Annotated in this window: 14 protein-coding genes and 1 tRNA gene; 6 read left to right on the top strand and 9 right to left on the bottom strand. The window is 62.1% G+C overall.

The annotated features are described in order from the left end of the window. From fabF to V7N12_RS05690, 5 genes are all read right to left on the bottom strand, one after another. The coding region (fabF, locus tag V7N12_RS05710; protein WP_333713301.1) for a beta-ketoacyl-ACP synthase II at positions 1-1,232 on the bottom strand (1,232 nt) is incomplete at its 3' end. Positions 1,233-1,451: 219 nt separating this feature from the next. Further along, positions 1,452-1,685, bottom strand: a complete 234-nt coding sequence (locus tag V7N12_RS05705; protein WP_272146625.1) for an acyl carrier protein — start codon at positions 1,683-1,685, stop codon at positions 1,452-1,454. Between the two features lie 170 nt (positions 1,686-1,855). Further along, complete coding sequence (gene fabG / locus V7N12_RS05700; RefSeq protein WP_333713300.1) at positions 1,856-2,593, bottom strand: 3-oxoacyl-[acyl-carrier-protein] reductase; 738 nt, start codon at positions 2,591-2,593, stop codon at positions 1,856-1,858. A gap of 13 nt (positions 2,594-2,606) precedes the next feature. After that, the gene (gene fabD / locus V7N12_RS05695; protein WP_333713298.1) at positions 2,607-3,551 is read right to left on the bottom strand and encodes an ACP S-malonyltransferase; all 945 of its coding nucleotides are present in this window, start codon (positions 3,549-3,551) and stop codon (positions 2,607-2,609) included. A 132-nt stretch (positions 3,552-3,683) separates the two neighbouring features. Then, entirely contained in the window at positions 3,684-4,316 is a 633-nt protein-coding gene (locus V7N12_RS05690) for a hypothetical protein (protein ID WP_333713296.1), read from the bottom strand. A 263-nt stretch (positions 4,317-4,579) separates the two neighbouring features. Here V7N12_RS05690 and rpsF point away from each other — a divergent pair, with 263 nt between their 5' ends. From rpsF to V7N12_RS05670, 4 genes are all read left to right on the top strand, one after another. Next, positions 4,580-4,939, top strand: coding sequence for a 30S ribosomal protein S6 (gene rpsF, locus V7N12_RS05685; RefSeq protein WP_333713295.1), 360 nt, complete (start codon positions 4,580-4,582; stop codon positions 4,937-4,939). Positions 4,940-4,959: 20 nt separating this feature from the next. Next, positions 4,960-5,187, top strand: a complete 228-nt coding sequence (rpsR, locus tag V7N12_RS05680; protein ID WP_333713294.1) for a 30S ribosomal protein S18 — start codon at positions 4,960-4,962, stop codon at positions 5,185-5,187. A gap of 12 nt (positions 5,188-5,199) precedes the next feature. After that, positions 5,200-5,820: a 50S ribosomal protein L9 gene (rplI, locus tag V7N12_RS05675; protein ID WP_333713293.1), complete on the top strand. Its 621-nt coding sequence runs from the start codon at positions 5,200-5,202 to the stop codon at positions 5,818-5,820. A 114-nt stretch (positions 5,821-5,934) separates the two neighbouring features. Continuing rightward, the gene (locus V7N12_RS05670; RefSeq protein WP_333713292.1) at positions 5,935-6,513 is read left to right on the top strand and encodes a hypothetical protein; all 579 of its coding nucleotides are present in this window, start codon (positions 5,935-5,937) and stop codon (positions 6,511-6,513) included. 45 nt (positions 6,514-6,558) lie between these two features. On the opposite strand, the gene V7N12_RS05665 is transcribed toward V7N12_RS05670, so the two are convergent. The 4 genes from V7N12_RS05665 to V7N12_RS05650 form a co-directional block, all read right to left on the bottom strand. Then, positions 6,559-7,038 (bottom strand): hypothetical protein, encoded by a 480-nt coding sequence (locus V7N12_RS05665; protein ID WP_333713291.1) that lies wholly within the window; start codon positions 7,036-7,038, stop codon positions 6,559-6,561. Positions 7,039-7,198: 160 nt separating this feature from the next. Then, entirely contained in the window at positions 7,199-8,533 is a 1,335-nt protein-coding gene (gene tig / locus V7N12_RS05660; protein ID WP_333713290.1) for a trigger factor, read from the bottom strand. Positions 8,534-8,556: 23 nt separating this feature from the next. After that, a tRNA-Leu gene (locus tag V7N12_RS05655) sits at positions 8,557-8,641 on the bottom strand. 87 nt (positions 8,642-8,728) lie between these two features. Continuing rightward, on the bottom strand, positions 8,729-10,330 hold the full coding sequence (locus V7N12_RS05650) for an NAD(P)H-hydrate dehydratase (RefSeq protein ID WP_333713289.1): 1,602 nt from the start codon (positions 10,328-10,330) through the stop codon (positions 8,729-8,731). A gap of 173 nt (positions 10,331-10,503) precedes the next feature. Between V7N12_RS05650 and V7N12_RS05645 the strand changes: the two genes are divergently transcribed. Together V7N12_RS05645 and glnA are read left to right on the top strand one after the other, a co-directional pair. Then, positions 10,504-10,842 carry a P-II family nitrogen regulator gene (locus tag V7N12_RS05645; RefSeq protein WP_333713288.1) on the top strand — a complete coding sequence of 113 codons (339 nt, stop codon included), beginning with the start codon at positions 10,504-10,506 and terminating at the stop codon, positions 10,840-10,842. Between the two features lie 77 nt (positions 10,843-10,919). Then, positions 10,920-12,326, top strand: coding sequence for a type I glutamate--ammonia ligase (glnA, locus tag V7N12_RS05640; protein ID WP_333713287.1), 1,407 nt, complete (start codon positions 10,920-10,922; stop codon positions 12,324-12,326). The last annotated feature ends 35 nt before the right edge of the window (positions 12,327-12,361 follow it).

The raw sequence follows: 12,361 nt of genomic DNA, 5'->3' as shown, positions 1-12,361 counted from the left end.
GCATTGGTGCCGCCGAAGCCGAACGAGTTCGACAGGGCGACATTGATCTCGCAAGGCCGCTTTTCATTGGCGCAAAGGTCCACGACCGTCTCGGCTGCGGGATTGTCCAGATTGATCGTCGGCGGTGCCACCTGGTCACGGATCGCGAGGATCGAGAAAATCGCCTCGATGGCGCCCGCAGCGCCCAGCAAATGCCCCGTCATCGACTTGGTCGAGGACATCTTCAATTTCGACGCCGCATCGCCCACCAGACGCTCCACCGCGCCCAGCTCGATGGTATCCGCCATGGTCGAGGTGCCATGGGCGTTCACATAATTGATCCGGTCCGGCGTGATCCCGGCATTGCGGCAGGCATTGCGCATGGCGCGTTCGGCGCCCTCGTGATCGGGCGGCGGGGCGGTGATGTGATGGGCGTCACCGCTCAAACCATAGCCCAGCACCTCGGCATAGATCTTGGCACCGCGCGCCTTGGCGTGTTCGTATTCCTCCAGCACGACGATCCCCGCGCCCTCGCCCATGACGAAACCGTCACGGTCGGCATCCCAGGGACGGCTCGCCTTGGTCGGGTCGTCGTTGTGCTGTGTGCTCAGCGCCTTGCAGGCATTGAACCCGGCGATACCAAGTTCGCAAATCGCGGCCTCGGCCCCGCCTGCGATCATCACATCCGCATCGCCATACTGGATCAAGCGCGAGGCATCGCCAATCGCATGTGCCCCCGTCGAACAGGCGGTGACGACCGAATGGTTCGGCCCACGGAACCCGTAACGGATCGAGACCTGCCCCGAAATCAGGTTGATCAGCGCCCCCGGCACAAAGAAGGGCGAGACACGGCGCGGCCCCTTCTCGGCCATCATGACGGCGGTGTCCGCAATCGAATTCAGCCCTCCGATCCCCGAGCCGATCAGAACACCCGTGCGCTCCAGCGCCTCGCGGTCCTCGGGCTGCCAGCCGGAATCCTCGATGGCCTGCTGGGCCGCTGCCATGCCGAAAAGGATGAAGGTATCGACCTTCCGGCGTTCCTTGGCATCCATGTATTTGTCGGGATTGAAGGTGCCATCCGTCCCGTCACCCAAAGGCACCTCGCAGGCGTATTGGGTGGTCAGATTGCCGGGATCGAAGCCGGTGATGCGGCCCGCGCCCGACTGACCCGCCAGAATGCGCGACCAGCTTTCCTCGACACCGTCAGCCAGCGGCGTCACCAACCCCAGCCCTGTCACAACCACACGACGCATATTCAGCCCTCACCTCAAGCGATCTTTCGCACTCTGATAGCCCAGCCCGCGCCAAAGGGGCAAGAGCGGCGGCCCCACCCCCGCAACATCGGCAAGAGTTTTCATCCCACCCTCTCGATCGGCGGTGACAAGGGCGGTCCCGCACAGACGCGCCACGACAGCCGCAAACGAAAAACGGCGCCCCGAAGGACGCCGTTTCAAAACCGGTGAGGCTGCAGCTTACTGCGCGCCGTCGATGAACTTGACCGCATCGCCGAAGGTCTGGATGGTTTCGGCGGCATCGTCGGGGATCTCGATCCCGAATTCCTCTTCAAAGGCCATGACCAGCTCGACGGTGTCGAGGCTGTCTGCACCCAGATCGTCGATAAAGGACGCAGCTTCCGTCACTTTGTCTTCTTCAACACCAAGATGTTCAACAACGATCTTGCGTACGCGGTCTGCGACGTCGCTCATATCAGTTCCTCATTTGTTTCTGGGCCTGCGCCCGCTGTTCCTCGGGTCAGTGCCCGACTTGTTTCGCAGCCGAAATGACGCATGCCATCCCCTCGGTCTGCAAATCTGCGTGGCCTATAGCAGAGAATCCCTCGTTGGCAAACGCTTTCAACCAAAGAGGGACCACTGGCTTACAACATGGCCATTCCGCCATTTACATGCAAGGTCGTTCCCGTCACATAGGCCGCTTCGGGGCTGGCCAGATAGAGCACCGCGGCAGCGATCTCCTCCGCCTCGCCCATGCGGCCAGCGGGCACTTGGGTCAGAATACCCGCCTTCTGGTCATCGGTCAGCTTGTCGGTCATCGCGGTGGTGATAAAGCCCGGCGCGACGCAGTTGACGGTGATCCCGCGACTGGCCACCTCATAGGCGATGGATTTGGACATCCCCACCATACCCGCTTTCGAGGCCGCGTAATTCGCCTGCCCCGGATTGCCGGTCGCGCCGACCACGGACGAGATATTGACGATCCGCCCCCAACGCGCCTTCATCATGCCGCGAATGACACCCTTGCACAGCCGCATGGTCGAGGTGAGGTTCACCTCCAGCACGCTGGACCATTCCTCGTCCGACATGCGCATGAAAATATTGTCGCGGGTGATTCCGGCGTTGTTGACCAGAACGTCCACCGATCCCATCGCATCGACGGCCTGTTTCGGCAGGGCGTTGACGGCTTCCGCGTCCGACAGGTTGCACGGCAGCACATGGGTGCGATCCCCCAGACTTGCGGCAAGCTCTTCCAGCGGCGCAACCCGGGTTCCCGACAGCGCCACCGTCGCGCCGGCATCATGCAAGGCCTTGGCAATCGCGCCGCCGATCCCGCCCGACGCACCGGTGATCAGCGCGTTTTTTCCAGTCAAATCGAACATTTCCATCCCTTTCCTAATTCTGCTTCAGCGCAGTTGCCGCAGCAAGCACGTCTTCGGGTGTCCCCACCGCCTGCGCGGCGATCTCGCGGTCGATGCGTTTGATCATGCCCGACAGGGCCTTGCCTGCGCCGATCTCGTAGGTTTCCGTGACGCCCTGGGCCGCCATCCACATCACGCTCTCGCGCCAGCGCACAGCGCCGGTGACCTGCTTGATCAGCAACTCGCGGATCTGCGCAGGCTCAGTGACCGGCCCCGCCAGCACGTTCGAGACGACAGGCACCGCCGGCGCATTGATCGTCACATCCGCCAGGGCCCTCGCCATCACCTCGGCCGCAGGCGCCATCAGGGCGCAATGGAAAGGTGCCGAGACCGGCAGCAACAATGCACGCTTGGCGCCCTTGTCCTTGGCGATCTCGACAGCGCGTTCCACCGCCGCCTTGGTGCCGGAAACGACGACCTGCGCCGGATCGTTGTCATTCGCCGCCTGGCAGATGCCGTCACCCGCCGCCGCCGCAGCGGCGATCTCTTGCACGGCGGCAAGCTCCAGCCCCAGTATCGCCGCCATCGCCCCCTCGCCGACCGGCGTCGCCTCCTGCATGGCACGACCACGGATGCGCAGCAGGCGGGCGGTATCGGCAAGGCTGAAAGCCCCCGCCGCCGCCAGTGCCGAATATTCACCCAAGGAATGACCGGCGACAAAAGCCGCCGCACCGATCGCGACCCCCTCGGCCTCCAGCGCGCGCACGACCGCCAGCGAGGTCGCCATCAAGGCAGGCTGCGCATTCGCCGTCAGGGTCAGCTCCGCGATATCGCCCTCCCAGATCAGCGCCGAGAGCTTTTCTCCCAAGGCCTCGTCGACCTCGTCGAAGACGGCCTGCGCCGCGGGGTAAGCCTCGGCCAGCGCCTTGCCCATGCCGATGGTCTGGGCACCCTGCCCCGGAAATACAAATGCGCGCATGCTGTTCCCTCTCGCTCCCGCAGTTTTCCTGCAGGCTTACCCCGCGTCGGAGCAGCACACAAGCAATGTGGCGCGGCAGCGGATCGGCAGTCGCAGGCGGGGGCGCGGTCGGGGGCGCGGTCGCACGCGCCCTCAGGCCGCGCGGCTTTCCGCCTTCGGGGCAGTCGTTCGGTCCTGCGCGCGGCGGGTGACCAGATGGTCCATCGCAAGAGGCCCCATCAGATCGCGCGACAGCCGCTTGCGCAACTCATCGAGTTCATCGGTCTCACCCAGCGCGATCAGGATGGACTGGCCACGATAGCCGATCACCAATTGTGCCGGTGCATCGCCTGCCGCCGTTTCGACATAGACCCCGCCGATTTCCCCGAAACCATAGGACTGAAGAACGGTCGGCTTGCCGACGCGGTTGGCGATCACCTCGCGGATTTCGCGCGCGGATGTATCCACATGGACATCGACCTTGCTCCCGCGGCTTGCAAACCACAAAAGATAGACCGCTCCGGCACCGAAAAGCACCGCAGCCCCCATCCGCAGCGGGCCAAGGTCAAGCCCGCTCATCAGGGCTGGCAAGACCAGGATCCCGATACCGGCCGTCACAAAGCAAACGCCCAGAAAGTAGGCCAGAACCTGAAGGATCACCAAATCCAGCGGCGGACGGTTTCCGGCGCGGACGATATATCCCCAAGGCTCGGTCCTGACCGCAAGGTGCTTGTCCTGCCTGCCGGGCCGCAACACGTCGAGGGTGATGTCATCCAGACTCGCCATGGTTCTCTCCATTTCGTAACCATCTTTTTGTGACGCCCAATCAGGGCGAGATCTGGGCAAGGCTTGGGCAGTGTTGGGAAGCTGGCGTTTATTGCCCAAAAAGATGGTCTGCCGAGTCCTTGTGGCCTTGCGCGATGCGTGATCCCCTGTATAAGGCCGCATCCTGCTGTGAAGGTTATGAACTGCGCAGCCTCTCGTGGATGGGACGCAGCAGGTGAACATCCCGTCCTTTGAAGTGCGCCGATGAAAGAACTGGAGAAAACATGCCGCTATACGAGCATGTCATGATTTCGCGTCAGGACCTGTCCAACACGCAAGCCGAAGGCCTGATCGAACATTTCAGCACCATTCTTGCAGACAACGGCGGCAAGGTCGTTGCGAACGAGTATTGGGGCGTCAAGACGATGGCCTACAAGATCAACAAGAACCGCAAGGGTCACTACGCCCTGCTGCGCACCGACGCGCCCGCCCCTGCCGTGCAGGAAATGGAACGTCTGATGCGCCTGCATGACGATGTGATGCGTGTCCTGACCATCAAGGTCGACGCACATGAAGACGGCCCCTCGGTCCAGATGCAAAAGCGCGAAGAGCGTGGCGACCGCCGCGAGCGCCCGAGCCGTTGATCAGATAAGGAGAGACAATCATGGCAACCAAACCATTTTTCCGCCGCCGCAAGTCCGATCCCTTCGACGGTGAAGACGCACCGAAGATCGACTACAAGGACACCCGCACCCTGCAGCGCTACATTTCCGAGCGCGGCAAGATCGTGCCTGCCCGCATCACCGCCGTCGGTGCCAAGAACCAGCGCGCCCTCGCCCGGGCGATCAAGCGTGCCCGCTTCCTGGCCCTGCTGCCCTACGCCGTGAAGTAAGGAACAGATCCCATGGATATCATTCTTCTCGAACGCGTCGCCAAGCTGGGCCAGATGGGCGAGGTCGTCTCTGTCAAAGACGGCTATGCCCGCAACTATCTGCTGCCCCAAGGCAAGGCGCTGCGCGTGAACGCCGCCAACATGGCCCGTTTCGAAGCCGAAAAGGCCCAGATGGAGGCCCGCAACCTCGAATCCAAAAAAGAAGCCGAGGCACTGGGCGCAAAACTGGACGGCCAGAAGTTCATCGTCATCCGCTCCGCCTCTGATGGCGGGTCGCTCTACGGCTCTGTCACGACCCGTGACGCCGCCGACGCCGCGACCACGGCCGGTTTCTCGATCGACAAGCGTCAGGTTGTCTTGAAAGGTCCGATCAAGGAACTGGGGCTGCATGACGTCACCGTCGTGCTGCACCCCGAGGTCGAGGTCACGATCACACTGAACGTCGCCCGTTCCGCCGAAGAGGCCGAACTGCAGGAAGCCGGCAAATCCATCGCCGAGCTTGCCGCAGAAGAGGAAGCCGCTGCCGAATTCGAAATCCAAGAGCTTTTCGACGACATCGGTGGCGCTGCATTCGACGACGACGACGGCCCGGCCCCCGCTGCCGACGACGCAGCAGAGGACGACGACAAGTAAGTCCTCGCCTCTTTGCAATATCAGGGCCGCGCCTTCGGGTGCGGCCTTTTTTCGTGCTTCAGCAATTCTTGGGAAAACGCTGCGATTGTGACCTCACACGGAACGGAGGTGACCATGAAACATATATTCGCGGCCGCATTGCTCTTTGTCGCTGGCACGGCCCAGGCGGACGAATTCCAGGATGCGATGCAAAACTATCTTGAAACACATGTGCAGGGCTGGATGAACGATCCGGTGCTGGTCGCGGCGATTGCCGCGCAAAACGGGGTGACGGCAAGTTACGATCAGGCCCAGATCGACACCATGGATCAGATGTGGATCGGCTTTTACGGGGCCGATGACGCGCCGATCATCGCAGAGGTGCTCAATAACCCCGCTGCCGACTTTCTGCGCCAGCAGGTCGGTGCATCAGGGGGCGTTATCACCGAAGCCTTCATCATGGATGCACGGGGTCTGAACGTCGCGGCGGCGGTCGCCACCTCGGACTACTGGCAAGGGGACGAGGAAAAGTTCACACTGACCTACCCGCTTGGGGCGGGTGCGGCGCATTTCAGTGATCCCGAATACGACGAGTCTTCACAGGAAGTGCAGGGCCAGATCTCGGTCGCGGTCACGGACACCGCAACTGGCGAAACGATCGGCGCCCTGACCGTCGGGGTCAGCCTGACCGAACTTCTGCTGGCGCAGAACTAACAGGTCCGACGATCGACCTCTGGCCGGTCGCCTTGGGCGGCCGGTTTAGCGGTCGAAGGTCTCCATCTGCAAGTGGGCGTTGCAGTATTGGCCATCATAGGTCCCGATCCAGATATCGATCCGACCGTCAGCAGGACGGGTCAGGACGATCCGTGGGTCAAGGTTCCCGTTGTCATCGTCGTCGTAATACCAGGTCGCCGACGCGGTGTTGATCAACAATGCCGCATCACATTCACTGATCACGCTGACCACAAGCTGATAGGGCGACATGCCCGACAGCTGGAATGAAAAATCGGGCGCGGCAGGGAAATACCCTGCACCCGTATCCGTGCCCGGCCTGATTGACGGGCAATCCCAGATGTAATGATTGCCACCCGCGACCACATCGAAACCACGCTTCTGGTAAAGCTGCTGGCCAGAGGCCTGATAGCTGGCCTGAGGCGCGATGTTGAAATCGGGACATGCAACTGCTGCAGTCTGCCACCCGAAGGTCAGCGCCACAGCCATCAGGGACTTCTTCAACATGACGGTCTTCCTTGACTGACGTGGCTTAATATACTCGCATTATCGTGAGGAAAGTCCGGAAACCGGGCATTTTCAAGGTCTTTTCAAGGGCGCTGCACCCAAAACGCGAAAGGCACCCGCAAGGGGTGCCTTTCTGATGGAACCGGTGGGTGCGACCCGCCTATTCTTCCTCTTCCAGCTTCTCGACCGCCTTTTGCAGGTCGTCCTTGCTGACCTCTTTGTCCTTCACGGCGGCTTGCGCGAAGATGTAATCGACGACCTTGTCCTCGAACAGCGGCGCCTGCAGTTGCTGGCGGAACTGCGCGTTCTGCTGGACGAACTCGAAGAACTGGCGTTCCTGACCGGGATACTGGCGCGCCTGAGTCATGATCGCCTGCGTCATCTCCTGATCGGTGACCTTCACTTCCGCCTTCTGGCCGATGTCGGCCAGCAACAGACCCAGCTTCACGCGACGTTCGGCCAGTTTGACATGCTCTTTGGTCGGTTCGATCTTGTCGTGGTTGTGGTCATGCACATCGGGGTTTTCCTCGTGCCAAAGCTGGTGGGCAATCGAATTCGCCTCGGCATCGACCAGCGCCTGTGGCAGATCGAAACTGACCTTTTTGTCCAGCACATCCAGCAGGCCACGCTTGGCGACCGCGCGCGCGGCACCGGTGTATTCGGCCTCCAGACGGTCGGTGATCTGCGCCTTCAGCGCGTCAAGATCCTCTGCGCCGAACTTCTTGGCCAGTTCATCGTCGAGTTTCGGCTTTTTGGGGCCCTTCACCTCTTTGATGGTGCAGGTGAAGACCGCCGTCTTGCCCGCCAGATGCGCCGCCTGATAATCCTCGGGGAAGGTCACTTCGACGTCTTTCTCGTCACCGGCCTTCACCTTCAGCAGGCCGTCCTCGAAACCTGGAATGAACGAATTGGAGCCAAGAACCAGCGGATAATCCTCTGCCGAGCCGCCCTCGAAGGCCTCGCCATCGACCTTGCCGACGAAATCCATCACGACCTGATCGCCATCCTTGGCGGCACCCTTCTTGGCCTCATAGCTGACCGCCTGCGGGCTTTCGGCAAGGCTGTCCAGCGCCTCTTTCACCGCATCCGCATCGGCCTTCACGACCAGCCGTTCCAGCTTGATCTTCGTGAAATCGACATCGTCGATCTCGGGCAGTTTCTCGTAGGTGATCGCGACATTGACGTCGTCGCCCTCTTTCCAGTCCTCGTTGGTCATCTTCATTTCGGGCTGGGCGGCGGGCCGGTCACCGGTTTCTTCCAGATGCGCGGAGAGGGCACCATCGATCGCTTCCTGCATCGATTCCCCCAAAAGACGCTGGCCATACTGCTTGCGCAGCAGCGACATCGGCACCTTGCCCTTGCGGAACCCCTTCATGGCGATATCGGGCTGCGCCTCTTTCAGCTTTTCTTCGACTTTCGCGTCAAGTTCTGCGGCCGTCACAGTGATCGCATAACCGCGCTTGAGGCCTTCGTTCAGGGTCTCGGTGACCTGCATGTGCTGTCCTTCTTTTCCATCTTTGGTGCGGGTGGAGGGACTTGAACCCCCACGCCTTGCGGCGCCAGAACCTAAATCTGGTGCGTCTACCAATTTCGCCACACCCGCATGATCATAAAGGGGCAGGCGCGGGCCTGCCCCAAAGTTGGGCGGTGTCTAGCAAAGCCGCGCGGCGGATGCGAGCGGAAAATCGCGTCAGATTCCCAACTTGCGCAGGACTTTGGGCAGTTCCTCGGGCAGGTCCTCGGCGATCAGGCCCGGACCGAAAGAGCGCGCGGATTCCGCATGCAGCCATGCGGCGGTTTCAGCCGCCTGCATCGGGGCATGGCCGCGCGCCAGCAGACCAGTGATGAACCCCGCCAGCACATCGCCCGCACCGGCGGTGGCCAGCCAAGGGGCCGCGCGGTCGGCGACGGCGGCGTTGACGCGGCATCGCCCTGATGGATCGGCGATCACCGTATCGGGCCCCTTAAACAGCACCACACATCCCGCCCGCGCCGCCGCCTGACGCGTTGCATCGACCTTGGAATAGGCGGGCCCCGTGGTGGCGGGTGCGTGCAGTTTCTTGGCGAGGTCAGGAAAAAGCCGCGCGAATTCGCCGTCATGCGGCGTCAGGACACATCGCCCGTGCAGCCCGTCGAATAGGTGCGCGTCCCGCGCCAGCAGCGTCAGCGCATCCGCGTCCAGCACCGTCGCGCGACCGGCAGCCAGCGCCGCGCCGATCAGGGCCGCCGCAGTATCCGAAAGGCCCAGACCCGGGCCCAGACAGAGCGCATTGATCCGCCTGTCGGCGATGATCGCATCAAAGGCGCCCGCATCCCCCACGGCCTGCAGCATGACCGCAGTCAATTGTGCCGCATTCTCGGCCATTGCCTCGGGCGGGGACCCCACCGTGACCGCCCCTGCCCCGATCCGCAGCGCCCCACGCGCGGCAAGCCGCGCCGCGCCGCCCTTGCCGCTGCCGCCCGACAGGACCAGCGCATGACCATGGGTGTATTTGTGCCCCTGCCCCTTGCGCAGACCCGCGAGGTCCCCACCGGCAAGCGCCACAACGTCCGCTTGCCCCGGGTCTGGCTGCAACCCGATATCGACCACGGTCAATCGCCCGGTTTGCGCGGGCCCCTCTTGCAGGACGTGGCCGCATTTGGCGCGATGGAAGCTGACCGTCAGATCGGCCCGGTCCGCCCGCCCGAGGATACGCCCGCTGTCTGCACAAAGACCCGAGACGATATCCACAGCCACGCAACGCGCCCCCGCCTGTCTCAGGCTCTCTGCATCCAGCCCGGTCGTGGCATGGATGCCCGCGAAGGGGCGGTTCAGACCGCAGCCGAACAGCGCATCCACCAGCACATCACACCGCCCCGGCAAGGTGGACGATCCGCCCATACCGGGCGGTTTGTCGGGGCTGCCCGCCGTCACTGCGCCCATCCGGCACCACCGCGCATGATTCACTTTTGCATCGGGGGGCAGTTTTTCCGCCTCGCCGCCGAACCAGACCGCGACATCCCAGCCGCAATCCTTCAACAGTCGCGCGACAACGAAGCCGTCGCCCCCGTTGTTTCCCGGCCCGCAAAGCACCCATGCCCTGTGCCGCCCCCGCTCTGCATCCGGCAAGGCATGGTCCGGGGGTTTCGGGGTTGGCCCCCAGGACGGCGCCAAGTCCGGCCATTGCGCGAAAATCGCGGCGACCACCCCGCGGCCTGCGCGCTCCATCAACGCCAGCCCTGTGACCCCGCCAGCGCCGATCGCGGCCTGTTCGATGGCGCGCATTTGGGCAGCCGTCAGCAGTTCGGTCATGGTTTCAGCAGTCCCTTTTCACAAACTGCCCGCATTTAAATCTATATGCACAAAATTTCGGCAATGCCTCTCGTTTCCGTCGGTGGCTCCGCCCCGAAAATCCGCCATGAATTGTCCCTGTGCAAGAGAAATGGTCTCACCCTTTGCGAAACACCAAAGGGAGTCGCAGTCCGATGAAGAAAATCGAAGCGATCATCAAGCCGTTCAAACTCGACGAGGTCAAGGAAGCGCTGCAAGACGTCGGCGTGCAGGGCCTGTCGGTGATGGAAGTCAAAGGCTTTGGCCGTCAGAAAGGTCACACGGAACTCTATCGTGGTGCCGAATACGTGGTCGACTTCCTGCCCAAGGTCAAAATCGAGGTCGTGCTGGCCGACAATCAGGTCGAGGCGGCGATCGAAGCCATCATTTCAGCGGCGAAGACCGACAAGATCGGCGACGGCAAGATTTTCGTGTCGTCGGTCGAACAGGTGATCCGCATCCGGACCGGCGAAACCGGCAACGAAGCAATCTAAACACGCATGTTCCTGTCGCGCCGCCGCGGCGCGTTGCAGGCCATACCAAAACCCTACGGACAGAAAGGTAATACCTGATGGACAACAAAGACGTTCTGAAACTGATCAAGGATGAAGAGGCCGACTACGTCGACATCCGCTTCACCGATCCACGCGGCAAACTGCAGCATGTGACCGTGGTGGCCGATCTGGTCGACGAGGACTTTCTTGAAGAAGGCTTCATGTTCGACGGCTCGTCGATTGCCGGCTGGAAGTCCATCGACCAGTCCGACATGAAACTGATGCCGCAGCCCGCGACCGCATACGTCGATCCGTTCTATGCGGAAAAGACCGTCTGCATCAACTGCAACATCGTCGAACCCGACACCATGGAAGCCTACGACCGCGACCCTCGCTCGACCGCTGCCAAGGCCGAGGAATACCTCAAGTCCACCGGCATCGGCGACGCCGCCTACTTTGGCCCCGAAGCCGAATTCTTCGTCTTCGACGACGTGCGATTCAGCGTGAAGATGAACAAGGTCTCTTACGAGGTCGACGCGCTCGACGGGGCATGGAACAGCGACACAGAATACGAGATGGGCAACACCGGCCACCGCCCCGGGATCAAGGGCGGCTACTTCCCCGTGAACCCGATCGATGACGGTCACGAAATGCGCTCCGAGATGCTGTCCACGATGAAGCGCATGGGCATGAAGGTCGACAAGCACCACCACGAAGTCGCCTCTTGCCAGCACGAGCTTGGCCTGATCTTCGGCACGCTGACCCATCAGGCCGACGAGCTGCAAAAGTATAAATACGTGATCCACAACGTGGCGCAGGCCTATGGCAAATCGGCGACCTTCATGCCCAAGCCCATCGCAGGCGACAACGGCACCGGCATGCACGTCAACATGTCGATCTGGAAAGACGGCAAGCCGCTCTTTGCGGGCGACAAATATGCCGACCTCAGCCAGGAAGCGCTGTATTTCATCGGCGGGATCCTCAAGCACGCCAAGGCGCTGAACGCGATCACCAACCCCTCGACCAACAGCTACAAGCGCCTGATCCCCGGCTTCGAAGCCCCGGTTCTGCGCGCCTATTCGGCCCGTAACCGGTCGGGCTGCGTGCGTATTCCATGGGCCGAAAGCCCGAAGGCCAAGCGCGTCGAGGCCCGCTTCCCCGATCCATCGGCCAACCCTTACCTGTGCTTTGCGGCCCTGCTGATGGCCGGGATCGACGGCATCAAGAACAAGATCGACCCGGGCCCGTCCTCGGACAAGGACCTTTACGACCTGCCCCCCGAAGAGCTGGCCTCGATCCCGACCGTCTGCGGCAGCTTGCGCGAAGCGCTCGAAGAGCTGGAAAAGGATCACGAATTCCTGCTGGCCGGCGGCGTCTTCACCAAGGACCAGCTGGAAGGCTACATGGAACTGAAGTGGGAAGAGGTCTACGCCTACGAGCACACACCCCACCCGATCGAGTACAAGTTGTACTATAGCTGCTGATCACAGCACCGGCACCAGGAAGCGGCCCCGTCAGA

It is taken from the genome of Yoonia sp. (assembly GCF_036770585.1).
In the GTDB taxonomy this organism is placed as follows: Bacteria; Pseudomonadota; Alphaproteobacteria; order Rhodobacterales; family Rhodobacteraceae; genus Yoonia.
The sequence above is the reverse complement of the archived record's forward strand: the minus strand, read 5'-3'. Positions and strand labels throughout refer to the sequence as shown.

What these genes read in the sequence shown, in the direction of transcription:
- tig (WP_333713290.1), bottom strand. Translation starts at nt 8,533, where the DNA reads ATGCAGGTCACCGAGACCCTGAACGAAGGCCTCAAGCGCGGTTATGCG.
- V7N12_RS05670 (WP_333713292.1), top strand. Translation starts at nt 5,935, where the DNA reads ATGAAACATATATTCGCGGCCGCATTGCTCTTTGTCGCTGGCACGGCC.
- V7N12_RS05645 (WP_333713288.1), top strand. Translation starts at nt 10,504, where the DNA reads ATGAAGAAAATCGAAGCGATCATCAAGCCGTTCAAACTCGACGAGGTC.
- V7N12_RS05665 (WP_333713291.1), bottom strand. Translation starts at nt 7,038, where the DNA reads ATGTTGAAGAAGTCCCTGATGGCTGTGGCGCTGACCTTCGGGTGGCAG.
- fabD (WP_333713298.1), bottom strand. Translation starts at nt 3,551, where the DNA reads ATGCGCGCATTTGTATTTCCGGGGCAGGGTGCCCAGACCATCGGCATG.
- glnA (WP_333713287.1), top strand. Translation starts at nt 10,920, where the DNA reads ATGGACAACAAAGACGTTCTGAAACTGATCAAGGATGAAGAGGCCGAC.
- rpsF (WP_333713295.1), top strand. Translation starts at nt 4,580, where the DNA reads ATGCCGCTATACGAGCATGTCATGATTTCGCGTCAGGACCTGTCCAAC.
- fabG (WP_333713300.1), bottom strand. Translation starts at nt 2,593, where the DNA reads ATGTTCGATTTGACTGGAAAAAACGCGCTGATCACCGGTGCGTCGGGC.
- V7N12_RS05705 (WP_272146625.1), bottom strand. Translation starts at nt 1,685, where the DNA reads ATGAGCGACGTCGCAGACCGCGTACGCAAGATCGTTGTTGAACATCTT.
- rpsR (WP_333713294.1), top strand. Translation starts at nt 4,960, where the DNA reads ATGGCAACCAAACCATTTTTCCGCCGCCGCAAGTCCGATCCCTTCGAC.
- V7N12_RS05690 (WP_333713296.1), bottom strand. Translation starts at nt 4,316, where the DNA reads ATGGCGAGTCTGGATGACATCACCCTCGACGTGTTGCGGCCCGGCAGG.
- rplI (WP_333713293.1), top strand. Translation starts at nt 5,200, where the DNA reads ATGGATATCATTCTTCTCGAACGCGTCGCCAAGCTGGGCCAGATGGGC.
- V7N12_RS05650 (WP_333713289.1), bottom strand. Translation starts at nt 10,330, where the DNA reads ATGACCGAACTGCTGACGGCTGCCCAAATGCGCGCCATCGAACAGGCC.